This window comes from Streptomyces sp. NPDC044984 (genome assembly GCF_040646935.1).
Classification (GTDB): Bacteria; Actinomycetota; Actinomycetes; order Streptomycetales; family Streptomycetaceae; genus Streptomyces.
This window is the reverse complement of sequence record NZ_JBEZBE010000032.1, coordinates 24,638-51,360: the sequence shown is the minus strand read 5'-3', so window position 1 is coordinate 51,360 and position 26,723 is coordinate 24,638. Positions and strand designations below refer to the sequence as shown.

29 protein-coding genes are annotated in these 26,723 nt (G+C 73.8%); 10 read left to right on the top strand and 19 right to left on the bottom strand.

From position 1 onward, the window contains the following. Positions 1 to 10 precede the first annotated feature (10 nt). Positions 11 to 349, bottom strand: coding sequence for a hypothetical protein (locus tag AB0A94_RS29485; RefSeq protein ID WP_361748969.1), 339 nt, complete (start codon positions 347 to 349; stop codon positions 11 to 13). A 137-nt stretch (positions 350 to 486) separates the two neighbouring features. Between AB0A94_RS29485 and AB0A94_RS29480 the strand changes: the two genes are divergently transcribed. Next, positions 487 to 984 carry a DUF6328 family protein gene (locus tag AB0A94_RS29480; RefSeq protein ID WP_361748968.1) on the top strand — a complete coding sequence of 166 codons (498 nt, stop codon included), beginning with the start codon at positions 487 to 489 and terminating at the stop codon, positions 982 to 984. Here AB0A94_RS29480 and AB0A94_RS29475 read toward each other — a convergent pair whose 3' ends face one another. Further along, on the bottom strand, positions 985 to 1,410 hold the full coding sequence (locus AB0A94_RS29475) for an SsgA family sporulation/cell division regulator (RefSeq protein ID WP_361748967.1): 426 nt from the start codon (positions 1,408 to 1,410) through the stop codon (positions 985 to 987). 105 nt (positions 1,411 to 1,515) lie between these two features. Continuing rightward, positions 1,516 to 2,487: an LLM class F420-dependent oxidoreductase gene (locus AB0A94_RS29470; protein WP_361748966.1), complete on the bottom strand. Its 972-nt coding sequence runs from the start codon at positions 2,485 to 2,487 to the stop codon at positions 1,516 to 1,518. 73 nt (positions 2,488 to 2,560) lie between these two features. Between AB0A94_RS29470 and AB0A94_RS29465 the strand changes: the two genes are divergently transcribed. Further along, on the top strand, positions 2,561 to 4,033 hold the full coding sequence (locus AB0A94_RS29465; protein ID WP_361748965.1) for a serine hydrolase domain-containing protein: 1,473 nt from the start codon (positions 2,561 to 2,563) through the stop codon (positions 4,031 to 4,033). A gap of 379 nt (positions 4,034 to 4,412) precedes the next feature. On the opposite strand, the gene AB0A94_RS29460 is transcribed toward AB0A94_RS29465, so the two are convergent. From AB0A94_RS29460 to AB0A94_RS29435, 6 genes are all read right to left on the bottom strand, one after another. After that, the gene (locus tag AB0A94_RS29460; RefSeq protein WP_361748964.1) at positions 4,413 to 5,372 is read right to left on the bottom strand and encodes a threonine/serine dehydratase; all 960 of its coding nucleotides are present in this window, start codon (positions 5,370 to 5,372) and stop codon (positions 4,413 to 4,415) included. A gap of 82 nt (positions 5,373 to 5,454) precedes the next feature. Beyond that, entirely contained in the window at positions 5,455 to 6,132 is a 678-nt protein-coding gene (locus tag AB0A94_RS29455) for an AIM24 family protein (protein ID WP_361748963.1), read from the bottom strand. Between the two features lie 70 nt (positions 6,133 to 6,202). Continuing rightward, positions 6,203 to 7,495, bottom strand: a complete 1,293-nt coding sequence (locus AB0A94_RS29450; RefSeq protein ID WP_361748961.1) for a CAP domain-containing protein — start codon at positions 7,493 to 7,495, stop codon at positions 6,203 to 6,205. Between the two features lie 87 nt (positions 7,496 to 7,582). After that, positions 7,583 to 7,936, bottom strand: coding sequence for a UBP-type zinc finger domain-containing protein (locus AB0A94_RS29445; protein WP_361748959.1), 354 nt, complete (start codon positions 7,934 to 7,936; stop codon positions 7,583 to 7,585). Next, on the bottom strand, positions 7,933 to 9,402 hold the full coding sequence (locus AB0A94_RS29440) for an ATP-binding protein (RefSeq protein ID WP_361748957.1): 1,470 nt from the start codon (positions 9,400 to 9,402) through the stop codon (positions 7,933 to 7,935). The genes AB0A94_RS29445 and AB0A94_RS29440 overlap by 4 nt, the downstream gene beginning before the upstream one ends. Then, positions 9,399 to 11,075: an FAD-dependent oxidoreductase gene (locus AB0A94_RS29435; protein WP_361748956.1), complete on the bottom strand. Its 1,677-nt coding sequence runs from the start codon at positions 11,073 to 11,075 to the stop codon at positions 9,399 to 9,401. The genes AB0A94_RS29440 and AB0A94_RS29435 overlap by 4 nt, the downstream gene beginning before the upstream one ends. 213 nt (positions 11,076 to 11,288) lie before the next feature. On the opposite strand from AB0A94_RS29435, the gene AB0A94_RS29430 reads away from it, so the two are divergent. Next, positions 11,289 to 12,161, top strand: coding sequence for a universal stress protein (locus AB0A94_RS29430; protein ID WP_361748954.1), 873 nt, complete (start codon positions 11,289 to 11,291; stop codon positions 12,159 to 12,161). 18 nt (positions 12,162 to 12,179) lie between these two features. Here AB0A94_RS29430 and AB0A94_RS29425 read toward each other — a convergent pair whose 3' ends face one another. Genes AB0A94_RS29425 through AB0A94_RS29415 form a run of 3 tightly spaced genes read right to left on the bottom strand, consistent with a single transcriptional unit; the run spans position 12,180 to position 15,456 of the window. Beyond that, entirely contained in the window at positions 12,180 to 13,412 is a 1,233-nt protein-coding gene (locus AB0A94_RS29425) for a DUF4032 domain-containing protein (RefSeq protein WP_361748953.1), read from the bottom strand. Positions 13,413 to 13,453: 41 nt separating this feature from the next. Next, positions 13,454 to 14,206 (bottom strand): MBL fold metallo-hydrolase, encoded by a 753-nt coding sequence (locus tag AB0A94_RS29420; protein ID WP_361748952.1) that lies wholly within the window; start codon positions 14,204 to 14,206, stop codon positions 13,454 to 13,456. Positions 14,207 to 14,256: 50 nt separating this feature from the next. Beyond that, positions 14,257 to 15,456, bottom strand: a complete 1,200-nt coding sequence (locus tag AB0A94_RS29415) for an acyltransferase (RefSeq protein WP_361748951.1) — start codon at positions 15,454 to 15,456, stop codon at positions 14,257 to 14,259. A gap of 142 nt (positions 15,457 to 15,598) precedes the next feature. On the opposite strand from AB0A94_RS29415, the gene AB0A94_RS29410 reads away from it, so the two are divergent. Together AB0A94_RS29410 and AB0A94_RS29405 are read left to right on the top strand one after the other, a co-directional pair. After that, positions 15,599 to 16,207 carry a TetR/AcrR family transcriptional regulator gene (locus AB0A94_RS29410; protein ID WP_361748950.1) on the top strand — a complete coding sequence of 203 codons (609 nt, stop codon included), beginning with the start codon at positions 15,599 to 15,601 and terminating at the stop codon, positions 16,205 to 16,207. A gap of 32 nt (positions 16,208 to 16,239) precedes the next feature. Further along, positions 16,240 to 17,913: an FAD-binding dehydrogenase gene (locus tag AB0A94_RS29405; protein ID WP_361749019.1), complete on the top strand. Its 1,674-nt coding sequence runs from the start codon at positions 16,240 to 16,242 to the stop codon at positions 17,911 to 17,913. A 15-nt stretch (positions 17,914 to 17,928) separates the two neighbouring features. On the opposite strand, the gene AB0A94_RS29400 is transcribed toward AB0A94_RS29405, so the two are convergent. From AB0A94_RS29400 to AB0A94_RS29385, 4 genes are all read right to left on the bottom strand, one after another. Beyond that, the gene (locus AB0A94_RS29400) at positions 17,929 to 18,279 is read right to left on the bottom strand and encodes a DUF488 family protein (RefSeq protein ID WP_361748949.1); all 351 of its coding nucleotides are present in this window, start codon (positions 18,277 to 18,279) and stop codon (positions 17,929 to 17,931) included. 37 nt (positions 18,280 to 18,316) lie between these two features. Beyond that, positions 18,317 to 18,568: a WhiB family transcriptional regulator gene (locus AB0A94_RS29395; RefSeq protein ID WP_361748948.1), complete on the bottom strand. Its 252-nt coding sequence runs from the start codon at positions 18,566 to 18,568 to the stop codon at positions 18,317 to 18,319. 110 nt (positions 18,569 to 18,678) lie between these two features. Further along, positions 18,679 to 19,899: a saccharopine dehydrogenase C-terminal domain-containing protein gene (locus AB0A94_RS29390; RefSeq protein ID WP_361748947.1), complete on the bottom strand. Its 1,221-nt coding sequence runs from the start codon at positions 19,897 to 19,899 to the stop codon at positions 18,679 to 18,681. 161 nt (positions 19,900 to 20,060) lie between these two features. Then, on the bottom strand, positions 20,061 to 20,957 hold the full coding sequence (locus AB0A94_RS29385; RefSeq protein WP_361748945.1) for a LysR family transcriptional regulator ArgP: 897 nt from the start codon (positions 20,955 to 20,957) through the stop codon (positions 20,061 to 20,063). Positions 20,958 to 21,026: 69 nt separating this feature from the next. Between AB0A94_RS29385 and AB0A94_RS29380 the strand changes: the two genes are divergently transcribed. Further along, entirely contained in the window at positions 21,027 to 21,644 is a 618-nt protein-coding gene (locus AB0A94_RS29380) for a LysE/ArgO family amino acid transporter (protein WP_361748944.1), read from the top strand. Positions 21,645 to 21,727: 83 nt separating this feature from the next. Here the strand turns inward: AB0A94_RS29380 and AB0A94_RS29375 are convergent, their stop codons facing one another. The 3 genes from AB0A94_RS29375 to AB0A94_RS29365 all read right to left on the bottom strand — a co-directional run bounded on the left by AB0A94_RS29375 (position 21,728) and on the right by AB0A94_RS29365 (position 24,232). Beyond that, the gene (locus AB0A94_RS29375; RefSeq protein ID WP_361748943.1) at positions 21,728 to 22,186 is read right to left on the bottom strand and encodes a cyclic nucleotide-binding domain-containing protein; all 459 of its coding nucleotides are present in this window, start codon (positions 22,184 to 22,186) and stop codon (positions 21,728 to 21,730) included. A gap of 272 nt (positions 22,187 to 22,458) precedes the next feature. Further along, a complete protein-coding gene (locus tag AB0A94_RS29370) occupies positions 22,459 to 23,946 on the bottom strand; it encodes an ornithine decarboxylase (protein WP_361748942.1) in 1,488 nt (495 codons plus the stop codon). 55 nt (positions 23,947 to 24,001) lie between these two features. Continuing rightward, positions 24,002 to 24,232 (bottom strand): hypothetical protein, encoded by a 231-nt coding sequence (locus AB0A94_RS29365; RefSeq protein ID WP_361748941.1) that lies wholly within the window; start codon positions 24,230 to 24,232, stop codon positions 24,002 to 24,004. Between the two features lie 163 nt (positions 24,233 to 24,395). On the opposite strand from AB0A94_RS29365, the gene AB0A94_RS29360 reads away from it, so the two are divergent. From AB0A94_RS29360 to AB0A94_RS29345, 4 genes are all read left to right on the top strand, one after another. Further along, positions 24,396 to 24,836 (top strand): ATP-binding protein, encoded by a 441-nt coding sequence (locus tag AB0A94_RS29360; RefSeq protein WP_361748940.1) that lies wholly within the window; start codon positions 24,396 to 24,398, stop codon positions 24,834 to 24,836. Between the two features lie 194 nt (positions 24,837 to 25,030). Then, entirely contained in the window at positions 25,031 to 25,894 is an 864-nt protein-coding gene (locus AB0A94_RS29355) for a SigB/SigF/SigG family RNA polymerase sigma factor (RefSeq protein WP_361748939.1), read from the top strand. Positions 25,895 to 25,929: 35 nt separating this feature from the next. Then, on the top strand, positions 25,930 to 26,163 hold the full coding sequence (locus tag AB0A94_RS29350; RefSeq protein ID WP_361748938.1) for a DUF5133 domain-containing protein: 234 nt from the start codon (positions 25,930 to 25,932) through the stop codon (positions 26,161 to 26,163). A gap of 28 nt (positions 26,164 to 26,191) precedes the next feature. Then, positions 26,192 to 26,620 (top strand): hypothetical protein, encoded by a 429-nt coding sequence (locus AB0A94_RS29345; RefSeq protein WP_361748937.1) that lies wholly within the window; start codon positions 26,192 to 26,194, stop codon positions 26,618 to 26,620. The last annotated feature ends 103 nt before the right edge of the window (positions 26,621 to 26,723 follow it).

The following is a 26,723-nucleotide window of genomic DNA, read 5'->3' as shown; positions in this document are numbered from 1 at the left end:
GCCGCGGACGTCACGGCTCCAGGAGCAGCTGCCGTTCCTGCTCCTGGTCGCCGGAGGCGGCGCCCTCGTCGCGCGCCGTGAAGGACCGCGCGAGGGTGTCGCTCGCCCGCCGCACCGCCCGAGGGGTGCCCTGCACGGTGACGGTCACCGGTGCCGACAGCGCCCCCGCCTCCGTGGGACCGGTCCCTTCCCGCCCCTCTCCGGTGAACGTCGCCACGCGCACCGTCGCGTGCTCCCCGGAGGGATGCTGGTCCGCCGCCCCGAAGGTGTCCTCCAGGGCCCGCACGACCGTCCGGGCGTCGTCGACGCCCCCGCCGCCGATCGTCACGGTGAGCTGGGTGTCCGACATGCGTTCCACGACCTCCTGGCCTCGGTGTCATCGGCCGCCCGGGTAACCGTGCCCCGGGTCCGCAAACCGGCGGCCGCCCTGGGAGGGCGGCGGCTTTCGGGGCATGCGGGGAGGGAGACCTACGGAAGGGAGCCACCGTGTCGGACGCGGAGCAGGGCGCGAGCACGCGCAGGGGGCGGGACGAGACCGCGGAGGAGAGAGCGGACCGGATGTGGACGGAGCTCATACAGGAGATCCGCGTCGCCCAGATGGGGGTGCAGATCCTCTTCGGTTTCCTGCTGACCGTCGTGTTCACCCCGACGTACGCCGCCCTGTCCGACACGGACCAGACGATCTACATCGTGACGGTGGTGCTGGGCGCCTGCGCCACCGGCGCGCTCATCGGCCCGGTCTCCCTGCACCGGCTCGTCTCCGGACGGCGCATCAAACCGCAGGCGGTGCGGTGGGCCTCCCGGCTCACCATGCTGGGCCTCCTGCTGCTGCTCGCCACCACCAGCTCCTCGCTGCTGCTCATCCTGCGGGTGGCCACCCACGACGACTTCGTCCCGTACCTGGTCGCCGGGGTGGTGTGCTGGTACCTGCTGTGCTGGTTCGGCCTGCCGATGTGGACGCGGCACCGGCACACCACGCGCTGATCACTTCCCGGTGAGGAGGTCCGCGAGGAAGTCGTCCACGCGAACCTCCTCGCGCCCCGGCGGAACCACCAGCCGGGTCTCGTGCAGGAACGCGCCCACGGCCTCGGCCCAGGCGAACACCACCGCGTGGTGACGCCCGCCGTCGGCGTGCGCCTCACCGAGGAACTCCATCCGCAGCTCCCGCCCCACACCCCGGGACTCCGGCCGCAGCCGTACGTCCCCGATGCCCACCGGGCGGGCGAGACCCTCGGTGACCATCTCCCGGTCCAGCTGCCAGCGGGCGAGGACCCGGCCGTCGTGGCTGAAGACGATGGTGACGGCGAACGGGTCGGACGGTTCGTAGCTCAGGTGGGCGAGCACGGGAAAGCGGTCCGTGTCGCCGGCCTGGAGCTCCACCACCACAGTCTTGTGCACGAACGAGTTCACGAAGGGGCCTCCGGAAGTACCGACGTAGAGCCCTCTAGTACCCCGCATCCACGCAAGATGCTCGGCCCTACGGGTGAATCACCGGCCGTGAGGGCCGCCGGGGCGTCAGCCGAGGGCGTCCCGCAGCGCCGGCAGCAGTGTCTTCTCCGACCAGTCCAGGTACGCCGGCTGCGACTCGCCGCCGATCTGCACCAGGGCGATCTCGGTGAAACCCGCCTCGGCGTAGGGGCGGACGGCCTCGACGAAGTCCGCCGGGTCGCTGCCGCACGGGATCGACCCGGCGACGTCGTCGGGCCGGACGAACTGCGTCGCCGACGCGAAGGAGTCCGGGTGCGGCAGCTCCGAGTTGACCTTCCAGCCGTTGCCGAACCAGCGGAACTGGTCGTGGGCGCGTTCGACGGCCGCGTCCCGGTCGGGGTCGTAGCACACCGGCAGCTGCCCCACCCGCGGCTTGCCCCGCCCGCCGTGCCGGTCGAAGGCGTCGAGCAGCTCCGCCTCCGGCTCGGTGGCGATCACCAGGTCGGCGAGCCTGCCCGCGAGGGCGCAGGACCGCTTCCCGGACACCGCGACGCCGATCGGCGGCGGCTGGTCCGGCACGTCCCACAGCTTGGCCGACTCGACGTCGAAGTGGGTGCCCCGGTGGTTCACGTGGCCGCCCTCGAACAGCGCGCGGATGATCTCCACCGCCTCCTCGAGCATCTCGTGCCGCACGTCCACGGACGGCCAGCCGCCGCCCACCACGTGCTCGTTGAGGTTCTCGCCGGAGCCGAGCCCCAGCCGGAACCGGCCCTCGGACAGCAGCTGCACCGTCGCCGCCTTCTGCGCCACCACCGCCGGGTGGTAGCGGAACGTCGGACACGTCACGTACGTCATCAGCGGGATGCGCGAGGTGGCCTGCGCGGCGGCGCCCAGCACGCTCCAGGCGTACGGCGAGTGCCCCTGCGACGCCAGCCAGGGGAAGTAGTGATCCGAGGTCACCGAGAAGTCGAAGCCGGCCTCCTCGGCCCGCACCACGTGGTCGACCAGCTCACGGGGCCCGGCCTGCTCGGTCATCATCGTGTATCCGATTCGCACCATGCCGCCCGGGTCCCCCGGCCCGGGGCGGGGAAAACGATGGATCACCCGGCGGGGGGCGGGCAGGATGCCTCCCATGACAGCCCACCCGCTCCCCACCGCGGACCCCGCCGCCCAGGGCGTCGACGCGTCCGGCGTCCACGCCTTCCTCGACGCCCTCGAAGCCGCCCCGGACATCGAACCGCACAGCCTGATGATCCTGCGCCACGGCCACCTCGTGGCCGCCGGCTGGTGGGCGCCGTACGCCGCGGAACGCCCGCACCTGCTGTACTCGCTCAGCAAGAGCTTCACGGCGACCGCCGCCGCCCTCGCCGAGGCCGAGGGACTGCTCGACTTCGACGCCCCGGTGCTGTCGTACTTCCCGGAGTTCGAGGCCGGCATCACCGACCCGCGCAGCCGGGCGATGCTGGTCCGGCACGTGGCGTCCATGGCCAGCGGCCACGAGGGCGAGACCGTCGACGCGGCCTTCGCCGCCGACCCCGCCGAACCCGTGCGCGGATTCCTGCTCCAGCCGCCGCAACGGGACCCGGGCACCGTCTTCGCGTACAACCAGCCCTGCACGTACACCCTCGGTGCGATCGTGCAACGGGTCACCGGGCAGACGCTCACCGGCTATCTGCGGCCCCGGCTGTTCGACCCGCTGGGCCTCGGCGAGGCGCTGTGGCAGCGGGACCGGACCGGCCGCGAGATCGGCTTCAGCGGGCTGTACGCCGCCACCGACGCCGTGGCGCGGCTCGGCCAGCTGTATCTGGACGACGGCGTGTGGCAGGGCGAACGGCTGCTGCCCGGGGGATGGGCCGCCCGCGCCTCCCACCCCCACATACCGACCGCCGGCGCCATGGGGGAGACGGACCGGCAGGACTGGGACCGCGGCTACGGACACCAGTTCTGGATCTCCCGGCACGGGTTCCGGGGCGACGGGGCCTACGGACAGTTCTGCCTCGTCCTGCCCGAGCACGACGCGGTGGTCGCCGTGACGACGGCGACCGAGCGGATGCAGGAGTACCTCGAGCTGGTCTGGCGGCACCTCCTGCCCGCCTTCCGCCCCGGGCCGCTGACCGGCCGCGAGGCCGCGGACACCGCCCTGCGCGAGCGCCTCGGCCGGCTCGCCCTGCCCCCGGCCGACGGCGGCCCCGTGCCGCCGGAGAGGGCCGGGGACTGGTCCGGCGCCGCGTTCACCCCGGAGGGCGGGATCTGCGCCGGCCAGCCGAAGCTGACCGCGGCCGAGGTCACGGCGGACGCCGACGGCGGCTGGACACTGAGCCTCACCGAGGACGGCGCGCGGTTCGACGCCCGGTTCTCCGGCGGGCAGGGGTGGACCACCGCCGAGAAGCCCGTCCCGACCGCCGCGAGCGGCGGCTGGACCGACGGCGACACCCTCGTCGTGGACCTGGTGTTCCTGGAGACTCCGCACCGCCTCCGGGTCACCTGCTCCCGCACCGGCCGGACCTTCACCGCCCGCTGGCTCACCCGCCCGCTGCACGCGTGGCCCCTGCACAAGCTGCGCGCCCCGCGCGGTTCGGTCCGCGGCGGGCCGGAACGTCCGTAGGAAGGTCCGCAAGGGGGAGGACGCCGAAGGAAGCCGGACTCCTCGACGGTGTCGACGACGGTGGAGATCCGGCCGGTGCACAACCGGGCCACGCCCTCCGTCGCCCGCGGCACACGGAGGACGCGGTCGGCGTGCGCCGGCCGCGTCCCGTGGGAGCCCCACCCGGGTGACCGGGCACGGGCGGCCGGTCCGCAGATCGCCGGCGTACCGGCGGACGCGGTTGGTCTCGCGGTGGATGATCTCGGCCAGCCGGTAGCGTCCGGCGACCGGTCGTTCCGTGGAGACGTGCGCCCGGCCCATGGCCGTCCCCCGTCGAACCGCCGGATCCCGCTTCCCCCAGGGGTGCGGAGGAGCGGGCGGGGTCCGTTCAGCGGGCGGCTCAGCGAAGCTCGAAGTGCTCCGCCCAGGCGATCATGTCGCCGGTGGTGGCGTTGCCGCCGCACACCACGAGACCGAGCCGGGCCCCCTCGCCGACCCGCTCCAGCACCCGCCGCGCGGCCGGCAGCAGACAGCCGGCCGCCGGCTCCGCCCACACCTTGGCGTGGTCCGCGAGTTCCAGCGAGCCCCGCACCGCCTCCCGGTCCGGCACCACCAGCACCTCGGTGACCAGCTCCGCCACATGCTCGTACGTCAGCGGGGACACGGCCGGGGCACTGAGCGTGGACACGATCGACGTCAGCTTCACCGGTACCGGGCCGCCCGCCGCCAGCGCCTCGGACATCGCCTGCGCGCCCTCGGTCTCCACGCCCCAGACCCGCACCCCGGGCCGCAGCGCCCGCAGCGCCGCCGCGACCCCGGCGATCAGCCCGCCGCCCCCGATGCTCACCAGGACGTCCGTGAGGTCACCGGCGTCCGCGGCGAACTCCGCCCCCACCGTGCCCTGACCCGCGATCACCACCGGGTCGTCGAAGGGGTGGACCAGGGTCAGCCCCTCCTGCTGGAGCCGGGTCATGAGCGCGAACGCGCCGTCCATGTCGTCGGTCACCCGCACCGAGGCGCCCGCGGACTCCGCGATCTCCACGGCCCGGAGGGGCGCGGAACGCGGCATCACCACCGTGGCCTTCACATCGAGGGCCGCGGCCATCACCGCGAGGGCGATCCCGTGGTTGCCGCCGCTCACCGCGACGACCCCGGCGGCCCGCTCGGCCCCGCTCAGCGACAGCAGCTTCGCCGCCGCGCCCCGCACCTTGAACGAACCGGTGCGCTGCAGCAGCTCCAGCTTCGCCGTGACCGGGACGCCCAGCAGCGCCGACAGCCCGGGGCTCGGCACGGTCGGGGTCCGCACCACGTGCCCGGCGATCCGCTCGGCCGCGGTCTCGATGTCGGCGATCCCGATCACGACTGTCACCTCTCCGGCGCGGGGGGTGGTGATCCGCGCCGTGACCCACCCTGACCCGCGCGACGGCCGAGGTCAACGACGTTCAGTGCTGCTGGGCCTTCTGCGGTGTCGCCTCACTGGGCCGGACGACGACGTACCCCTCGCCCCGCAGCATCAGCTGCACGGCCTCGCCGGACCCGCCGCGCAGCATCGAGCCCAGCGACTGCGAACGGTGCAGCGAGGTGGCCAGGCCCGCGGTCCAGCCGACGATCGCGTCCGTGTCCACGTACACCGGGTACTGCGACGACACCGGGATCACCAGCGGGTTCCCCTCGCACACCAGCCCCAGCCGGCCGTGCCCGGTGAAGACGCTGTTGAACAGCCCGCCGCCGCTGATGCCGGCGCCCTTCACGGTCGCGATGCGGTACGACAGCGTGGAGTCGAAGCACAGGACGTTGCGGCCGTTGACGGTGAACTCGTCGCCGGGGTCCACCTCGACGACGAAGCAGTTCTGCGCCTCGTGCGCGAACCAGGCCTCGCCCTGTCCGCGGACCGCCATCAGCGGCAGCCCCTCGCCGGTCACCGCCCGTTTGAGCATGCCGCCGACGCCCTGGCCCTTGCGCTCGAACTGGAGGTCGCCGCGGTAGGCGATCATCGCGCCCTGCCGGGCGTGCATCTCGCCGTCGACCGTGTAGCGGATGCATTTGGCGTTCTCGACGGTCATGCCCGCGGCCGAGGCCGGCTGCACCATGTGCTGATTGGAAAACAGGTCACCCTTCATAGGGGGCATCCTCGCCCGGACTCCCTCCCTCCGCCAGGATCGTGCGCTGACGGCACCGGGACCGGCGCCGTCAGCCGCCGAAGAGCTGGGTCCAGTACGTGCCCGCCCGGCCGCCGCCCGCGAATCCGACGCCGATGCGGGTGAAACCGGCCTTGAGGATGTTGGCGCGGTGACCGGGACTGTTCATCCAGCCCAGGACGACCTCGGCGGCCGAGCGCTGTCCGCACGCGATGTTCTCGCCGATCGTCCGCAGCGCCGAGCCCGCGGCGGCGGCCCGGTCCCAGGGCTCGCCGCCGTCGGGCGCGGTGTGGGAGTAGAAGTCGCGGGCCACCATGTCGGCGCTGTGCGCCTGCGCGGCCGCGGTCAGCAGGGGATCGCGGGACAGGGGCGGCAGTCCGGCGCGGGCGCGCTCCCGGTTGGTGAGGTCGATGACCTCGCCGGCCGTGCGGTCCAGTCCGCCGGGGGTGAGCGGACTGGCCCACAGCGCCGTCCAGTAGGTGTCGCCTGACCCGTCGCGGGACGCCACGGCGGCGTGGGTGAAGGAAGGGTCGCACACGGTGCGGCGGGCCGCGTCGTGGCGCAGGCAGTGGTCGACGAACCGGTCGACGGTGAGCGGCCCGGAGACCAGGTGCTCGCCGACGGTGAGGTACGGGTACCCGGCGGCGACGACCCGCTGGTGGACGGAGACGCCGTCCACGCCCTCGACGGCGAGGCGGCCGCCCCGCGCCATCATGCCGGCGTGCTCCCGCGCCGCGCCGGCCAGCCGCGCGTCATGGGCGACCGGAGGCGAACCGGCGGCGGCCCGGGCGGCGTTCACCAGGCCGAGGAAGCCGTCCTGGGCGGCCGGGGCGGCGGGCGCCGTGCGCGGGGCGGCCGCCCCGTCGTCGTCCGTCACCTCGACCCCGAAGTCCCGTGCGAGCCCGGCCAGTCCGTCGGCGTACCCCTGTCCCAGGGCGCGCAGTCTCCAGTCCCCGCCGCGCCGGTAGATCTCCGCGAGGAGCAGCACGGCCTCCTGCCGCACCCGGGGCGGGGAGAACCGGGCGAGCGGGCGGCCGCCGGCGCCGGCGACCTGGAGCACGGGGGCGGGCAGCCCGCTCAGCGGGGTGCCGGGGCCGGCGGGGCTGACGGCCACCGTGACGCGCGTGGCGCCCGGGCGCAGCGCCGCCGGGTCGACGGTCAGGGTGTCCCCGCCGAGCCGGGCGCCCGGCGCGGACGGCTGGTTGTAGAACACGAAGTCGCCGTCGCCGCGCACCTTTCCGCCGTCGTCCGTGATCAGCGCGGACACGTCGAAGGGGCCGGGCACCCGGACGGTCACGGCACCGCCCGGGAGGGCCAGATTCCCGCCGGGGACCAACTCCTGCATCGCGCCGCCCTGCTGTCGTCGTACACGGACCGGTGGGGGTGACCGGACAACGACGGGCGGCGGCCGCGGGTTCCCGGCCGCGGTCCTTCAGCGGCGCAGCGCCTGAGCCCAGTCCGACGGCACCCGTCCCGCCGGACCCGGCGAGGGCTGGTCGGCCGGGTGGCTCACGGGCGGGGCGAGATCGGGGCCGGACTCGTACAGCTCGTTGGCGGCGTAGTCCCAGAACCACTCCTCGCCCGGCTCGTAACTGCGGACCACGGGATGCCCGGTGGCCTCGAAGTGTGCCGTGGCGTGCTGCCCGGGCGAGCTGTCGCAGCAGCCGACGTGGCCGCACCGCGCGCAGCGCCGCAGATGGAACCACCAGCCGCCCGCGGCGTCGCAGTCGGCGCAGCCCGGGCCGGTCGGAGGGACGCCGGGGTCGATGGCGTGGTCACCGGTCATGCGGACTCCTCGGGGGTGTCGTCGGGGGCCGGAGCGGTGAGCGGCAGCAGCACCTGGAAGCGGGTGTCGCCCGGCTCGGACTCGAACCGGAGGGTCCCGTGGTGCTTGTCGACCACGATCCGCCAGGAGATGTCCAGGCCCAGTCCGGTGCCCTCGCCCACCGGCTTGGTGGTGAAGAACGGGTCGAAGACCCGGTCGCGGATCTCCGGCGGGACGCCCGTGCCGGTGTCGCCGAACTCCACCAGCAGCCGGTCGTTCTCCCGCGCGGTGCGCACGGTCAGCGTGCCCGGCCGGTCCTGACCGCCCGCGCCGTTCATGGCGGCGACCGCGTTGTCGATCAGGTTGGTCCACACCTGGTTGAGCTCCGCCGGGTACGCCGGGATCCGCGGCAGCGTCCGGTCGTACTCCTTGACCACCTTGATCCGCCGCCCGAACTTCCCCGACAGCATCAGCAGGGTGCTGTCGAGGAGTTCGTGCACGTCGGCGACCTGGAAGGGGGCGCGGTCGAGCTGCGAGTACTGCTTGGCGGCGTCGACGAGGTGCGAGATCCGGTTCGTGGAGTCCGCGATCTCGTCCATGAGCAGTTCCGTCTCGACCGTGTAGCTGAGCCAGCCGACCGCCGACGGCAGCGTCGCCTCGTCGACGGCGGCGGCGACCTGATCCAGCCAGTCCAGGTCCAGCCCGGCCTGGACGAACACCGGGGCGATCCGCCAGCCGTCGGGGATGCCGTGGTCGTCCAGCCAGTCGGAGAGCTCGTCCTCCCGGTCCGACGCCTCCAGCGGGCTGAGCACGGGCGCCTTCGCGACCCGTTCGGCCGTCCGATCCTGGATGTCGATCAGGTCGGCCAGGGTCTCGCGGTCGTAGGTGCCCGCGGAGATGACGCGCAGCTTGTGCCGCATCTTGCCGACGCGTTCGCGCAGCGACGCCGTCGCCCGTACGGCCGCCGCGGCGGGGTTGTTCAGCTCGTGCGTCAGCCCGGCCGACAACGAGCCCAGCGCCAGCAGCCGTTCCCGCTGGCCGATGGCCCGCTGGGTGCTCTTCGCACCGAAGAACAGCCCCTCCAGCAGGTGGACCGCCATCGGGAACCACTCCTGCATGATGCTCGCGAACGTGTCCGCGGGCAGCACGAAGAACCGCGTCGGCTCCGTCACGCGCATCGAGTTGTTGTAGACCTGACGCACCCGGTCCCCGAGGTACGCCTGCATGGCCCCCGCGTACACCCCGCGCTGGGACGTGCGACTGACCTCCACGTCGTCCCCGCCGACCCGGCGGGAGAGCACGACGGTGCCCTCCAGCATCACGTAGAAGCAGGTGGCGGGGGAGCCCTCGGCGTAGACCGGGCCGGGGTCGAACCCCTCCACCCGCCCCTCGCCGCAGAGCCGGCCGAGCTGCTCGGCGGTGAGCTTCTCGAACAGGAACAGGGAGCCGATCTCCCGGGGGCTGCACGGCAACGGCCGCCCGCTCACGACTGCTCCAGGTACCGGTGGACCAGCATCACGGCCATGGCTCCCTCTCCGACGGCGGACGCGACCCGCTTGGCGGACTCCGCGCGGGCGTCACCCGCGACGAACACGCCGGGCACGCTGGTCTCCAGGTGGTACGGCGGCCGGTCCAGCTCCCAGTCCGCCGGCGGCCGCCCGTCGGGGGCCAGATCGGGCCCGGCGAGGATGAACCCGCGTTCGTCCCGCAGCACCGTGCCGCCCAGCCAGTCGGTCAGCGGGGCGGCGCCGATGAACACGAACAGCCACTGCGCGTCGACGAGTTCGGTCTGCCCGCTGTCCGTGTCGCGCAGCGTCAGCCGTTCCAGGCGGCCGTCGCCGTGCGCGCCCTCGACGACCGCGCCGCACCGCACCGAGATGTTCGGCGTACGGTCGATCTGCTGGATCAGGTAGTACGACATCGACGCCGTCAGATCCGGCCCGCGCACCAGCAGCGTCACCGACTTGGCGAACCGGGACAGGTACATCGCGGCCTGCCCGGCCGAGTTGGCGCCGCCGACGATGTACACGTCGTGGCCCTGGCAGGCGGCGGCCTCCGTCAGCGCCGACCCGTAGAAGACACCGCAGCCGTTCAGCTCGTCGCAGCCGGGGGCGGCCAGCCGCCGGTACGACACCCCGGTCGCCAGGATCACGCTGTGCGCGGCGACCGCCGAACCGTCGGAGAACCGTACGACCCGGGCGCCGCCGCTGACCTCGAGACCCGTCACCTCCCGCGCGGTGAGGATCTCGGCGCCGAACTTCGTCGCCTGCCGCCGCGCCCGGTCGGTGAGCTGTGCCCCCGACACGCCGTCGGGGAAGCCCAGGTAGTTCTCGATCCGGGAGGACTGCCCGGCCTGCCCGCCGGTCGCCGACCGCTCCACCAGCACGGTCCGCAGCCCTTCGGAGGCCCCGTAGACCGCCGCGCCGAGCCCCGCCGGGCCGCCGCCGATCACCACCAGGTCGTAGAAGTCGGCCTCCGGGGTCGTCGCCAGGCCCACCCGGGCGGCGAGGTCCACGGACTCCGGCTCCACCAGGGGCGTCCCGTCCGGGGTGATCACCACCGGCAGCCGCGTCCCGTCCTCGCCCGCGGCGGCCAGCAGCCGCCGGCCCTCCGGCTCGTCGGCGGAGTACCAGCGGTAGGGCACCTGGTTGCGGGCCAGGAACTCCCGCACGTCCGAGGAGCGCGCCGACCAGCGGTGCCCGACCACCTTGGTGCTGGGCACCGGCCGGTGGTCGCTGCGCCGCCAGGCCTCGAGGAGGTCGTCCAGGACCGGGTAGAGCTTCTCCTCCGGCGGGTCCCACGGCTTGAGGAGGTAGTGGTCGAGGTCGACGACGTTGATCGCGTCGATCGCCGCGCCGGTGTCGGCGTACGCGGTGAGCAGCACCCGCCGCGCGCCCGGGTATATGTCGAGGGCCTGTTCCAGGAACTCGATGCCGTTCATCCGGGGCATCCGGTAGTCGGCGAGGATCACGGCGACGAGGTCGCCGCGCAGCTTCAGTTCGCGCAGCGCGTCCAGCGCTGACTCCCCGGACTCCGCGCGCACGATCCGGTACGACGCCCCGTAGCGCCGTCTGAGGTCCCGGGCCACGGCGCGGGAGACGCCCGGGTCGTCGTCCACGGTCATGATCACGGTCCGCGCCGTTTCGGCGGCCTGTGCCATACGTCCCCCACGTCGTGCGGTCGGATCCCCGGCGCGGCGGTCCCCGGTCCGGCCGCGGCCACCGCACCGGCCCCGCCCATCGTATGTTCGGTCGCGCCGGTGCGCTCGGGTATGCGTGATCTTCCCGTGCGGCGCGACCGCGTGCGGCGGGGACGGCGGCGTGGGGAAGACTGGGAACACGAGAGTTCGGACACGACACCGGGAGGGAACCGCATGACGCGCCCGATCACGGCAGGGATCGACGGAACCGGGGAGAGCCTCGCCGCGCTGGCCTGGGCGGCGCGGGAGGCGGTCCGCCGGGGACTGCCGCTCAGGGTGGTGCACGCCTGGCGGTTCGAGGCGCACGACGCGGTGGACACGGGGGACCGGGCGGCACAGGAGCAGTGGGTCCGCGCGTCGGTGGAGGAGGCGGTCCGCGCCGTCGGCGAACGCCACCCCGGTCTCGCCGTGACGACGGACGTCCTGGAGGGCGACGCCGTGCGCACCCTGACCGGTGTCGCCGCGGACGCGGAGATGCTGGTGCTCGGCTCGCGCGGGCACGGGCGGATCATGGGCTTCCTGGTCGGCTCGGTCGGCCAGCAGGTGATCGTCGACGCCGAGCGTCCCGTGGTGTTCGTGCGGGCCGGGGACCAGGCGTCGGACGAGGTCGCCGGGCACGAGATCGTGGTCGGCCAGCAGGGCGACCCGCAGGACAGCGCCGCCGCGCTCGGCCTCGCCTTCGAGACCGCGGCCCGGCGCGGGGCCACGGTGCGCGCCGTACGGGCCTGGACCCTGCCGCCGGTGTTCGCCTACAGCCCCGCCTCGCTCCGGCTCCTCGACGAGGCCGGCGGCCTGGAACCGTACGAGCGCAAGGCGCTGGCGGCGGCCCTCGCGCCGTGGCGGGAGCGCTACCCCGACGTGCACGTGATCGAGCACGTCGAGATGGGCAGCGCCGGACAGGTGCTGCTGTCGGTGGCGGGCACCGCCCAGCTGATGGTGGTCGGCCGCCGCGCCCGCCGCACGGCCGTGGGCGCCCGGATCGGCTCGGTGGCCCACGGCGTCCTGCACCACGCGGACTGCCCGGTGGCGGTGGTGCCGCCGGCCTGACGCGGCCGGACCGCCGGGTCAGTCGTCCGTCGGCTGGAGCGTCTCCCGCGCCTTCGGCAGGATGTTCCTGATGTAGTCCTCGACGGCCGTGTCGAGCCCGATGTCGTGCTGCGCCCGCTCGGACAGGTACCAGCGGTGCTCGAGCAGTTCGTGGTAGATCTCCGCGGCGTCCATCGGGCCGCGCAGCTCCGGCGGCACGGACCGCACGGTGGGCCGGAAGACCTCGCGCACCCAGCGGTGGGCGAGGACCTCCGGGCGGGCGCCGAGGGGGTCGCCCGGCGCGTAGTCGTCCTGGGTGGCCATCCAGCTCTCCAGGTCGTTCAGCAGCCGCCTGGCCTGGTTCTCCTCGGCGTCGAGGCCGGTCAGGCGCAGCAGCTGCCGCTGGTGGTGGCCGGCGTCGACGACCTTGGGCACGAAGGTGACGGTGTCGCCGTTGGAGGCGTGCTCGATCTGCATCTCGGCCACGTCGAAACCGAGGTCGTTCAGCCGGCGGATGCGGCGCTCGATGTAGTGGTGCTTGCCCGCCGGGTAGACGGAGGTGCGGGTCAGCTCCTGCCACAGGCTCTGGTAGCGGGCGCAGATCCCGGTGCCGAACTCGATCGGGTCGACGGAGGGGTGCAGCGCCCCGGAGGCCTCCAGGTCGAGCAGTTCGCCGCTGATGTTGACGCGTGCGAGATCGAGGTCGTACTCGCGCTGGCCGACGCTCAGTTCCGGGTGCAGGTCCCCGGTCTCGGCGTCCACGAGGTAGGCGGCGTAGGCGCCCGCGTCGCGCCGGAAGAGCGTGTTGGACAGCGAGCAGTCGCCCCACGCGAACCCGGCGAGGTGCAGCCGCACCAGGAGCACGGCGAGCGCGTCCATCAGCCGGTGCATGGTCGCCGGGCGCAGCGTCGTCTCGAACATCGACCGGTACGGCATCGAGCCGCCGAGGTGACGGGTGATCAGGACGCTCTCCAGCGGCTCGCCCGCGGTGTCGATGCGGCCGGTGACCACGGCCAGCGGGTCCACCGCCGGGATGCCGATCCGGTCCAGGTCGCGCAGCAGTTCGTACTCGCGCAGCGCCGGCCGCCGGGCGAGCTCCTTGACCGCGATCACCTCGTCGCCGGCGCGCGCGTAGCGCACCACGTGCCGGGAGATGCCGCGCGGCAGCGGCACCAGGTACTCCTCGGGCCACTCCTCCAGCGGCAGGTGCCACGGCAGTTCCAACAGGAGCGCGGGGTGCTCCGGGTTGGTGGCGTTGATCTGCAGTGCCATGGCGGTGGTGTCCTCGTCTCGCGGGCGGGCGTCACCTCACCCTATTGCGCGCGCTCCCGGGCCAGCCGGGCGGCGTCCCGTACGGGCCCCTCGTGCAGCGGGCCGTGCCCGGGCAGCAGCAGGTCGCCGTCCAGCCCGGCCAGGACGTCCAGCGACGCCACGGCGGTGGCGCGTTCGTGGTGGAACATGTCCGTCAGCATCTGCGGCCCCTCGGTCCGCGAGGTGGGGTGGCCGCTCACCAGGGCGTCGCCCGACACCACCACCCCGGTGTGCGGGAAGTGGAACGCGCAGTGCCCGGCGGTGTGGCCGGGCGTGTGCACGGGCACGGGCCGGCCGGGCAGGTCGAGCGGGCCCGGACCGGACTCCGGGAACGGCTCGGGCGCGGTGACCGCCACGTCCGCCGTCCCGCCGGAGCGCAGGGCGTGCGCCGCCCACGGCAGCACGCCTGGCCGCCAGCCGTTGCGCAGCACCTGCCCGACGGTCACCTGGTGCAGGAAGTCCCGCCGGGCGTGCGGGACTTCGGCCTTGTGGGCGTGGACGGGAGTGCCGTACGCGGCGCTCAGGTACTCGGCGGACCCCAGGTGGTCGCTGTGGGCGTGGGTGATCAGCACGGCCGTCACCGCCTCCGGTGAACTCCCCACCTCCGCGAGGGAGGCGAGCAGTCCCTCGCGGTCGCCGGGGTAGCCGGTGTCGATCAGCGTGACGGCGTCCCCCTCGGTCAGGATCACCCAGTTGGTGTTCGTGCCGTGCACCAGGAAGGTGCCGTCCGCGACGTGCCGCACGGTTGCTCGCATGATCGTCCCGAGTTCGAGTCGTTGCCGTCCGAGGAGAGCAGGAAAGCAGATCACCGCGCGGGCGCGGGCGGAGGGGTGCGCGGGTCCGGGCGCATCCCGAACAGGAACCGGGTGGCCGTCCACCTGCGCACCCCGTACTCGTACAGCGCGAGGACCACGGCCAGGGAGGCGGCCACGATCACCGCGTACTTGACGGCCATCGGCGCGGACCAGCCGACCACGCCGTACGCGAGGGCGACCACGACCGGCTGGTGCAGCACGTACAGCGGCAGGGCGGCGAGGGACAGATACGGCAGGATCCGGCTCCGGACGCTCCGGACGCGCGGGTGCCGCGGCCGGTCCAGCAGGCCGAGGATCGCGATCACCCAGCACCAGCCGGCCGCTCCGAACAGTGCCCTGGTCATCAGCGCGGACGGGGTCCACGCGGTGAACGGGTCGTCCCCGGCGACGAAACCGGGCGCGGTCCCGGCGAACAGCGCCACACCCAGCACGCCCACGGGGACCGCGGCGCGACGCGTCGCCTCCCGCACCCGCTCGTCGTCCGCGAGGGCGAAGCCGTGCACGAAGAAGAGCAGGTAGGCCCAGCGGTTCCAGCCCGCGAAGCCCTCCTCCATGCCCAGCAGCGCGTTGACGGCGGCGAGCGGCAGCGCGGGCAGCAGGAGCAAAGCGGGGCGGCTCCGGAGCGCGGGTGCCACACGGTCTGCCCCGGCCGCCAGCCGGGCGGCGGCCGGCGCGAGCAGCAGGCAGAAGGCGAGCAGCAGGACGACGAACCACAGGTGCCCGGTCTCGAAGTGGTCGCCCTCCAGGACGAAGGGGAAGTCGGCGAGGTCCGGCCGCACGGACAGGAAGCGCGCCCAGAACCGCCCGTACGACTCGTCGTACCCGGGGTCGGCGGCGCGCAGCCGCAGCCACGGGGGGAGGGGGCACAGCACGACCGTCGCGAAGACCAGCGGGACGCCCAGGCGCAGCAGCCGTTCCCGGGCGAACCCGCCGGGCCCCCGGCGGCGGATCGAGTGCCGGGCACCGAGACCGGCGACGAGGAACAGCATGGGCATGGCCCACACCACACCGAACCCGGCGAGGACGGTGACGGCGTCCGTGGTCCGGGCGTTCTTGACGTAGAAGTCGTCGTCCGGGGAGAAGACGAGGGCGGTGTGGAAGAACACCAGCCCGAGGACGACGAGGGCGCGCAGCACGTCCAGTTCGCCGCGCCGGCCGGCCCCCGGCCCCCGCTCCGCGTCCGCGCCCATCGGTCCCTCCCCGCCCGGGTGCGGCCCAGCGTGGGGGAGCGGGGGCGGGGAGGACAGGGCTCCGGTGTGAACTCCGCGGTTCCCGGACCTTTCGATACACCGGTGTATCGGATACGTTCCCGTATCGGACGAAGGGACGGCCATGACGGTGGGCGGTACGGCGGGGCGCGTCACCAGGCGCCGGCTGCGCACGCGCGCGAACCTGCTCGAGGCCGCGTTCTCCGTCTTCGCCGCCAAGGGCTTCGGGCACGTCTCGATCGAGGAGGTCTGCGAGGCCGCCGGCTACACCAGGGGCGCCTTCTACTCCAACTTCGCCGGCCTGGACGAACTGTTCTTCGCCCTGTACACGGAGCGCGCCGAACTGATCGCCGAGCAGGTCGCCGGGGCCCTCGCCCAGGACGGCCCCGACCTCGACGTGCCCGCCGCCGTGGACCGCGTCACCGAGGTCCTGCTCCTGGACCGCGACTGGCTGCTGGTGAAGACCGACTTCCTGGTGCACGCCGCCCGCGACCCGGAGGTGGCGCGCGCCCTGCTGGAGCACCGGGCACGGCTGCGGCGGGCGGTCGCGGACCGGCTCGCCCGGGCCCGCGGCCACACCGGACTGCCCGCCGTGCTCGGTGACGTCGAGGGCGCCGCGCACGCCGTGGTCGCCGCCTACGACGGCGTCACCACCCGACTGCTCCTGGACCGGGACGTCGCGGGCGCCCGGGCCTGGCTGAGACAACTGCTGACCGCGCTGCTCACCGGATGACAGCCACCGCGCAACAGGAAGGGACGGTCGCCATGGACGCCGACGTCATCGTCGTCGGAGCGGGACTCGCGGGCCTCGTCGCGGCCCACGAGCTGACCAGCAGGGGCCGCAGGGTCGCCCTGGTCGACCAGGAGAACGCCGCCAACCTCGGCGGCCAGGCCTTCTGGTCCTTCGGCGGGCTGTTCCTCGTCGGCTCACCGGAGCAGCGCCGTCTGGGCATCAAGGACTCCTTCGACCTCGCCTGGAACGACTGGCGGGGCAGCGCGGGCTTCGACCGGCTCGACGACGAGGACTCCTGGGCGGTGCGCTGGGCGAGGGCCTACGTCGAGTGGGCAGCGGGGGAGAAGCGGTCCTGGCTGGACGGCCACGGCATCACCTTCCTGCCCACCGTCGGCTGGGCCGAGCGCGGTGACCTCCGCGCGGACGGCCACGGCAACACCGTGCCCCGGTTCCACATCGCCTGGGGCACCGGAACCGGTGTCGTCGCCCCCTTCGTCCGGTACGCCCGGCAGGCCGCGCGCGACGGACTGCTCACCTTCCACCACCGCCACCGGGTCGACGAACTCGTCGTCGAGGGCGGCACCGCGCGCGGGGTGCGCGGCACCGTACTGGCCGAGGACGACGCGCCGCGCGGGGTCGCCTCCAGCCGCGAGGCGATCGGCGCGTTCGAGCTCACCGCCCAGGCCGTGATCGTCACCAGCGGCGGCATCGGCGCCGACCACGACACCGTCCGCCGGTACTGGCCCGAGCGGCTGGGCACCCCGCCCCGGGAGATGGTCACCGGGGTCCCGGCCTACGTCGACGGGCGGATGCTCGACATCAGCGCCCGCGCGGGGGTGCGCCTGGTCAACCGGGACCGCATGTGGCACTACACCGAGGGGCTGCGCAACTGGGACCCGGTCTGGCCCGGACACGGCATCCGCATCCTGCCGGGGCCGTCCTCGATGTGGTTCGACGCCCTCGGCCGCCGCCTGCCCGACCCCTGTCTGCCCGGCTACGACACCCTCGGCACGCTGAAGCACCTGCGCACCACCGAGGACATCGCCGGACACGACCACTCCTGGTTCGTCCTCACCCAGCGGATCGTCGAGAAGGAGTTCGCGCTGTCGGGCTCCGAGCAGAACCCCGACATCACCGCCAAGGACCGGGCCGGCTTCCTGCGCACCCGCCTGCTGGGCAAGGGCGCCCCCGGGCCGGTGGACGCGTTCCTGCGCAAGGGCGCCGACTTCGTGACCGCCCCGACCCTCGAACAGCTCGTCGAGAAGATGAACGCCCTCACCGGCGAACCGCTGCTCGACGCGGCCGTCCTGCGCCGCCAGATCGAGGCCCGCGACCTGCAGATGGACAACGCCTACAGCAAGGACGCCCAGGTGCAGGGCATCCGCAACGCCCGCCGCTACATCGGCGACCGCCTCGGCCGCGTCGCCACCCCGCACCGCATCCTCGACCCCGCGGCCGGCCCGCTGATCGGCGTCAAGCTGAACATCCTCACCCGCAAGACCCTCGGCGGCATCCAGACGGACCTGGACTCCCGTGCGCTGGGCACCGACGGCCGGCCCGTCGAGGGCCTGTACGCGGCCGGCGAGGTGGCGGGCTTCGGCGGCGGCGGTGTCCACGGCTACAACGCCCTGGAGGGCACCTTCCTCGGCGGCTGCCTCTTCTCGGGTCGGGCGGCGGGGCGGGCGGCGGCCGACCGGACGGCGTAGGACGCGCGGCCCGCCTCACTCCTCCAGCAGACGGGCCAGCACCTCCGCGTGACCGGTCTCCGGGTTCCTGGACGCGGTCAGCAGGGTCACCGGGCCCTTCCCGGCGAGCTCGCGGACGTGATCCAGGAGTTCGGCGGCCTCCGGGGCGGCCAGTTCCGCCTCGTAGCGTTCGCGGAACTCCCCGTACGGCCGGTCGTCCGCGTGGTACCAGCGGCGCAGCCCGGTGGACGGGGTCAGCCCCTTGGGCCACTCGTCCACCCGCGCCGCGTCCTTCGCCAGACCGCGCGGCCACAGCCGGTCGACCAGGATCCGGACCCCGTCGTCCGGCTCGGGCGGTTCGTAGACACGGCGCACGCGCACGCTCATGGCCGGCTCCTTCCGGTGAGGTACCGCGAGCGTACGGCTAGCCGGAGGAGCGCCGCGCGGCGATGCGGCGCTTCAGGGCGCGGCGCTCCGTCTCGCTCGTACCGCCCCACACCCCGATGGACTGCCCCGTGTCCAGTGCCCACTGGAGGCACTGCTCCCGCACGGGGCAGCGTCGGCACACGGCCTTGGCCTGTTCGGCCTGCATCAGGGCGGGGCCGGTGGTGCCGATCGGGAAGAAGAGGTCGGGGTCCTCGGTCCTGCAGGCCGCACGTGCGCGCCAGTTGTCCATCGAGAGTCACCTGCGATCGGTGTGAAGGCGGACAGACGCCCTTTTGAGCGCCTTACTCCTTTTCGGGTCACCTGTCGACCGGTGGTGAAACAACGGAACGCCGTGCGCGGTCACTGTTCGCGCAGCCCCCAGGGCGAGCCGTACGCGGTCAGCAGGTCCAGGAACGGCTCCGCGGGGAACGCCTCCGGGCCGAGCACGCCGGTGCCCGACCAGGCGCCGCCGGCGAGCAGTTCGAGGGCGACGACGGGATTGACGGCGGTCTGCCACACCACGGCCTGGCAGCCGTACTCCGCCATGGACCACTGGTTGTCGACCACGTGGTACAGGTACACCTCGCGCGGCGCCCCGTCCTTCACGCCCCGCACCCAGGTGCCGGCGCAGGTCTTGCCGCGCATCCGCCCGCCCAGCGTCGCCGGGTCGGGCAGACAGGCGGCCACCACGTCCCTGGGGGAGACCCGCACCGGGCCCTGCGGGCCGGGCACGGCCACCGGTTCGGTGCGGTCCAGGCCCAGCAGGCGCAGCGTCCTGAGCGTGTCGATGAACTCGCGGCCCAGGCCGTACTTGAAGGTGACGCGTCGCGCGTCGACCCAGCGCGGGACGAGCAGCACCTCCTCGTGCTCGACGTTCACGCACTCCACCGGGCCGATGCCCGCGGGGAAGTCGAACACCTCCGGCTCGCTGAACGGCTCGGTGGTGAACCAGCCGCGGTCCTCCTCGTAGACCACGGGCGGGTTGAGGCACTCCTCGATGGTGGTCCAGATGCTGAAGGACGGCGCGAAGCCGTGGCCGTCCACCGTGAGGTTCGCGCCGTCGCGGACGCCGATCTCCTCGATCCCGTCGAAGAGTTCGTCGGCGGCGTACCGGGCGAACACGTCCGACAGGCCCGGCTCCACCCCCATGCCGACCAGGGCCAGCGCACCGGCCGCCGCCCACTCCCCGGACCGCGCGAACTGCTCGTCGCCGAGCTTGACCCCGCACTCCTCGTACGGCCGCTCGGCGTGCGGCCGGGACAGCGACATCGCCATGTCGACATAGGTGGTGCCGGCGCGGCGTGCGGCCCGGAACAGCGGCATCACGAACCGGGGGTCGGTGGCGTTGAGCAGGACGTCGCAGCCGTGCCGTGCGAGCAGCGCCACCACCCCGTCCTCGTCGCCGGCGTCCACGTGCTCGGCGCGGAACCGGGCACCCTCCCCGCCGAGCGCGGCGACCGCCGCCCCGGCCCGGGCCGGGTCGCGGTCGGCCACCACCATCCGGTCGAAGAACGGCCGCCGGGCCGCGATCCGGGTGACGGCGGTGCCCACCCCGCCGGCTCCCACGAGCAGTACGCGCATGACGGAGCACTCCCTCCCTGCCTCGTGGATCCTCGTGGATCCGGGACGTGTGCGGGGCCCGACCGGAGATACAACGCCTCGTGACGGCAAGAGGTCAATGGCGCCGGCGCCTGCCCGACGACGCCGGACACGCTCCTGGAGGGCGCCGGGGACGGCCCGGCCTAGCGGCGCAGGGCCTCCGCCGCCGCTTCGGTGACCGCGTCGGCCACCGCCGCCAGCGCGGGGGAGTCCAGCTTCCACTGCTGCCAGTACAGGGAGACGTCGACCTCCCGGCCCGGGGCGAACACCGTGAGCCGGCCGGCCCGGAGCAGGGGGTCCGCCTGGGCCTCGGGGACCATGCCCCAGCCCAGGCCCGCGGCGACCGCCTCGGCGAAGCCCTCCGAGGTCGGCACGTAGTGGCGCAGCGCGCTCGCCTCGGCGCGTCCGCGCGTGAGCCGGCGCACGAAGCCGTCCTGGAAGTCGTCCTTCCGGTCGAACACCACCACCGGCACCCCGGGCAGCACCTCCCGCAGCGGTCCCGCGAGGTGCCGTGCGGCGAACTCCGGTTCCGCCACCGGGAGATAGCGCATCCGCCCCAGGTGCCGCACGGAGCAGCCCGGCACCGCGTCCGGCGACGAGGTCACCGCGGCCATCACCGTCCCCTCCCGCAGCAGCGCCGCCGTATGGGCCTCGTCCTCCCGGCGCAGTTCGAAGCGGAGCCGGGAGTCGGCCGGCAGGCGGGTGAGGGCCCCAAGGAACCAGGTCGCCAGCGAGTCCGCGTTCACCGCCACCGGCACCCGGGTCGGCTCCCCGGCCCCGCTCAGCCCCAGCTCGGCGTACGCGTCCCGCTCCAGCCGGCCTACCTGACGGGCGAGCCTGACCAGCACCTCGCCCGACTCGGTCGGCCGCACCGGCTTGGTGCGCAGCAGCAGCACCCGCCCGGTGCGCTGTTCCAGCGCCTTCACCCGCTGGCTCACCGCCGAGGGCGTGACGTGCAGCGCGGCGGCCGCCGCGTCGAACGTCCCCTCGTCCACCACGGCGAGCAGGGTCCGTACCTGGTCCAGCGGAAGATCCGTCATCACGACGGCTAAGGGTACGTAAGAATCCTTAGCTGTACTGCAGGGTCCTCCCCCCGTAGCGTCCTCGGCATGACCAGCGCCTTCACCACCGCCGCCGCCGGATTCGGCACCGGCCTCTCCCTCATCGTCGCCATCGGCGCCCAGAACGCCTTCGTCCTGCGCCAGGGCGTCCGCCGCGACGCCGTCCTCACCGTCGTCGGCATCTGCGCCCTGTCCGACGCGGCCCTCATCGCCCTCGGCGTCGGCGGGGTCGGCGCGGTGGTCGTGGCCTGGCCCGGCGCCCTGACGGCGGTCGGCTGGATCGGCGGCGCGTTCCTGCTCGGCTACGGGGCGCTGGCCGCCCGCCGGGTGTTCCGCCCGGCCGCCGCCGGGCTGGAGGCGGAGGGCGAGGCCGCGGGCTCCCGGCGCCGGGCGGTGCTCACCTGCCTCGCGATGACCTGGCTCAACCCGCACGTCTACCTCGACACGGTGTTCCTGCTGGGTTCGGTCGCCGCCGACCACGGCCCGCTGCGCTGGACCTTCGGCCTGGGCGCCGTACTGGCCAGCGTCTGCTGGTTCGCGGCGCTCGGCTTCGGCGCCCGTCTGCTGAGCCGCTTCCTGGCCCGGCCCACCGCCTGGCGGGTCCTGGACGGGCTGGTCGCCGCCACCATGATCGTCCTCGGTCTCACGCTCGTCGCGGGAGCCTGACACCGCCGCACGGGGCCGCGGGCTCCGGCCCCGTGCGGCCGCCGCGATGCCCGCCGTCCGCCGCCGCCGGGTGCGGGGCCGCCCTACAGCGCCCCGCCGCGCCGGTGCATCGCGTACTGCTCCATCAGCTTGCCGCGCGTCGTCTCCAGCCGGTGGGCGAGCACCTCGGCGACACTGCGCACCAGGGCCATCCCGAGCGGCGGGTCCTCCTCGCAGAGCCGGAGCACGGCCGCCGCGTCGAACTCGTAGGCGCGCACCCGGCTGAAGGCCACGGCGCCGAAGTCCCACCGATGGGGCGGGAACAGCCACGACCAGCCCAGCAGATCACCCGCGCCGAGGCCGGCGACGGTCACCCGGTGCAGGTCGTTCACCCGCTGGTCCAGCGAGACCGCGCCGGAGCGGATCACCCAGAACCGGTCGGCGACGCCTCCCGCCTCGAAGATGCGGGTGTCCTCGGGGAAGGACACCTCCCGCGCCAGTGTCATCAGGCGCTCGCGCTGCGGCGGGGGGAGGGCGGTCAGGAGTTTGATCGCTTTGGTCATGGCGCGGGGCTCCTCGCCGGGCATTCGGTTCCGGTGCTTTCCCTACGTTCATTTCAGCCGCTGCGGCCGTTCGGGGCACCTCGGCGGACACGAGAAGTCCGGTTCCTGTCGCCGGTCCCGCCCGGGCATGAAAAAGCCCTGGCTGGACGGGGGAAGCCAGCCAGGGCCGTAAGCGGTGGTGTCCGGAGGACGGGTGTCGACTCCGCCACCACGTATGAATGAACGATAAACCATTTCGGTGGCGCCCAGGTAATCGGGCCGCGTGACCTGTTTCACCGGCTCCGGTCGGCGCGCTCGTCGACGACCCGGACCGTGTCCAGGGCGGGGTCCGACGGGTCCGGCAGGTGCATGCCCGCGGCCAGCCCCGTCCGCAGATAGCGGAGCACGGGCCCGGTGAGCCGTTCGCCCGGCAGGACGGCCGGGATGCCGGGCGGGTACGGCGTGATCATCTCGGCCGCGACCCGTCCGGCGGCCCGGGCCACCGGCACCTCCTCGGCCGGGCCGAAGAACGCGTCCCGCGGCAGCAGCGCCTGCTCCATCCGCAGTTCGCCCGGCGACGGCACGTCCACCTCCGGCGCCCGGGGCAGGGTCCGCGCCGCCCGCCCCAGGTCCCGCAGCGCCGACAGCAGCTCCCCGGTCGTCTCCCGGTCGTCGCCGTGGGTGATCTGCATCCCGATCCGGCGGTGGTCCACCAGGTGGGCGTCGATACCGCGGTGTTCGCGCAGCCAGTCCGCCGCCCGGTATCCCGTGATGCCGAGACCCTCGAGGTCGATCACCCCGGGCAGCGGGTCGAAGTCGTCCGCCAGCCCCGGGCCGCAGAAGTCGTCCCGGTCGTTGACGTGCATGCCGTCGATCTCCTCGATCGCGGCCCGGACCCCGTCGGCGAGCAACAGCGCCGCCCCCATCAGCTCCTTGCCGCGCAGGGCCATCTGGCGCCGCCAGCCGTCGAGACCCGCGAAGATCAGCACCGACGGGCTGGTGGTCCCCAGCAGATCGGCGCGCATGCCCAGCAGCGCCGGCGGCACCAGGTCGCCCTGCAGGTGGAACACCGAGCCCTGCTCCAGACCGCTGCCCATCTTGTGGATGCTGGTCACGCAGATGTCGGCGCCCGCGTCCATCGCCCAGGACGGCAGATCGGGATGGAAGGGCAGATGCGCGCCCCAGGCCTCGTCCACGATCAGCGGGCGCGAGCGGCGGTGGCACACCTCGGCGATGTCCCGCAGCGACGCGCTGGCGCCGTACGGCGTCGGGCTGGTCACCAGCGCCCCGCGCGCGTCCGGGTGGGCGTCGAAGGCCCGGTCGAAGTCGTCGGCCGACGGCGGGTGCGCGAGGTGCCGTGCGGCGTCCCACCGCGGCTCCACCCACACCGGCTCGATCCCGGACAGGATCAGCCCGGACACCACCGACTTGTGGGCGTCCCGTCCGATCAGCAGCTTCTCGTGCGGCCCCGCGACCGACAGCATCGCCGCCTTGACCGACAGGGAGCTCCCGCACGTGCTGAAGAAGGTGTGCTCGGCGTGCACCGCGTCGGCCATCAGCTCCTGGGCCCGCTGCAGCACCCGGCCCCGGACGAGCCGGTCGTCCAGACCGCCCGACGCCAGCACGTCGCCCAGGAACACCGCGTCCCCGAGCACCTCGCGCACCGCGGGATCCGCCCCGCGGGCCTGCTTGTGCCCGGGTGGTGTGAAGCCCAGCCGTCCGCTGCGGTGGTACTCCTCCAGTGCTTCCAGAACCGGCGCCCGGCTGTGATCGACCGTCATGGACCCCGGGTGCCCGGGAACGGCGGGGGCCAATCCGCGCGGCCCGGCCCCCCGTTCAGCCCTCCGCCGCGTGCTTGCCCGGCGTCAGGATCTCGTCCAGCACCCGCAGCACGACCCCGTAGGCCACCCCGCGCACCTCGGCGTCGCGCGCCGCGCCGGGATCGCCGGTGTCCGCCCGTCCGAGCTCGTCACTCCGGGACCGCCAGGTCCGCTCCTCCTGCGCCGCGCAGGCCCGTGCCCGCTGGATGCGCCGCATCAGTTCGTCCGAGTCCACCACATCGGTCATACCGTTCGCGTACCCCCGTGCGCCGATCGGATGACACGTGTTCGGCGAACGAACAGGAGGTTTGCCGGTACCGGGACAGGTGAGCCGAAAAGGGATGTCCGAGGCATTCTCCGTCGATCCCGTCACCGATCAGGAAGCCGCACGATGTACAGGGAGCCGCACGATGTATGAGGAGTACACGACCGAACCCCTCGAACCGCCCGGCGCGCGCCGGGACGGATTCCCCTGCCCGTGCCGTCCGGCCGAGGTCCGCGAGGCCGTCACGCGGGCGGTGTCCGAACGCTGCCGGGCCACCCGCACCCCCTGCGACACCGAGGCCCTGGCGGACGTCCTGCTCGTCGCCTCCGAGCTCACCACCAACGCCATGCTGCACGGCGGCGGGGTCACCGACTTCCAGGTCGACGTGAGCGGCCTCGGAGTGCGTCTGTCGGTGAGCGACCGCAGCGACGAGCTGCCCGTCGCCGTGGAGCCGGCCGACCGGCAGGGACGCCGCCGTCCGGGCGGTCACGGCTGGCCCATCGTGTGCCGGCTGTCCCGCGACATCCGGGTGTCCGATCTGCCCGCCGGCGGCAAGTGCATCACGGCCGTGGTGCCCCTGCCCTGACCGGCCGGAACGGGCCCCGGCACATCACGTGACGAAGCGGAGTTTGTTCCACCGGTGAGGGGGCAATCGGAGGTTCGTGCTTCGGACCGGAGGCGCGCCAGCGGGAGTGGTACGGCTGCTGTGGACCCTCCGGGCGTCCCGGCGGCGACCCTCCCGCGGTAGATCCCTGAAACCACCGTTCGGGAGCGAACCGCATGCTCATTGACACGACCGCCCATCGTTCCGGCCCCTCCGACACGACGACCGCCGCGCCCCGCCGGCGGCACGACGACGCCCCCGACACCGCCGCCCTCTTCACCCGGCTGGCCTCCCTGGAGGACGGCCCCGAGCGGGACGCCGTCCGTGACGAGCTCGTCACCGCGTGGCTGCCCATGGCCCACCGCATCGCCGGCCGCTTCCGCGACCGCGGTGAGTCCGTCGAGGACCTGCGCCAGGTGGCCGCCCTGGGCCTGGTGAAGGCCATCGACCGCTTCGACCCGAGCCGCGGGGCCTTCGAGAGCTACGCCGTCCCCACCATCACCGGCGAGGTCAAGCGGCACTTCCGCGACCGGATGTGGGCCCTGCGCGTGCCCCGCCGGGTGCAGGAACTGCGCAACAAGGTGCGGGTGGCCCGGCGCGAACTCACCCAGAACCCCGGCAGCCCCGAGCCGTCCGTGACGGACATCGCCGCCCACACCGGGCTGACCGAGGAGGAGGTCAGCGCCGGGATGGAGGCCCTGGAGAGCTTCAGCACCCTCTCCCTGGACGCGGAACTGTCGTCCGACGACGACGGCTACAGCCTCGCCGACACCCTCGGCGCCGCGGACACCTCCTACGACATCGTCGTCGACCGGGAGTCCGCCAAGGAGGGCCTGCGCAAGCTGCCGGAGCGCGAACGCGCCATCCTCTACATGCGCTTCTTCGAGGACATGACCCAGAGCCGCATCGCCGACCGGCTGGGCATCTCCCAGATGCACGTCTCCCGTCTCATCAGCCGCAGCTGCGCCCGGGTGCGCGCCGACGCGATGGGACAGCGCACCGGCCGCCGCGGTACCGGCGGACACTCGGCGACGGCGTGAGCGGCGCCCGCCCCCTCCACCAGGAAGCGAGACACATGCTGAAGCCCCACCCCACCGTGCTGCGCCGGCTCGTCGAGGAGTACGAGACCCTGACGGCGGCCGGAAGCGGACCGGCCGGCCCGGACCCGCGGATCGGCGACCTGGCGTACACCCTGTGCGTGTCGACCGGCACCCGCGACGTGCGCCACGCGCTCACCACCGCGCGCGGCTGGCTGGCGACGGCAGGGCAGGACGCGCCCGCCGGGGCCGGTGCCCCGGCCGCCGTATGACCCGCGGTGTGCGGGGAACTCGAAGCGGATGAGTGAATCCGAGATTCCCCCGGAAGGCAGGCCCGTGGACGTCTACCTCGACCTCCTGCGGGTCCGGATGGACACCGAGGACTACCGGCTTCTGCTCCACGTGGTGGAGCCGGTCCTCCAGGCGATCGAGGAACACCGGCTGTCCGGTCTGGACCTCGCGCTGGACGGCGGGGACGAGGAACTGCCCCAGGAGGTGCGCGACGAGGCCGCCCTCGTCATTGCCACCGCCGTCACCGGCCGCCTGGACAACGAGGTGGTCGAGCTGGAGGTCGACGAGACCGGACCGGTCCGGGTGGTCACCGACTCGGCGACCGCCGCCGACCCCTCCCGCCTGGACGAGATCGCCGACTACATCAGGGACCGTCACCGCCAGAACGAGGAGCTGCGAGGCATCGCCGAGGCCAGCGGCCTCCCCACGGACTTCTGAACCCGCGCACGCCGCACCCGCGTGTAGGGCCCCGGCAGCCGCCGGGGCCCTACACGCGGGTGCGCATCGCACACCGCGGACCGTGCGGCGGCGGGGCCGGCGA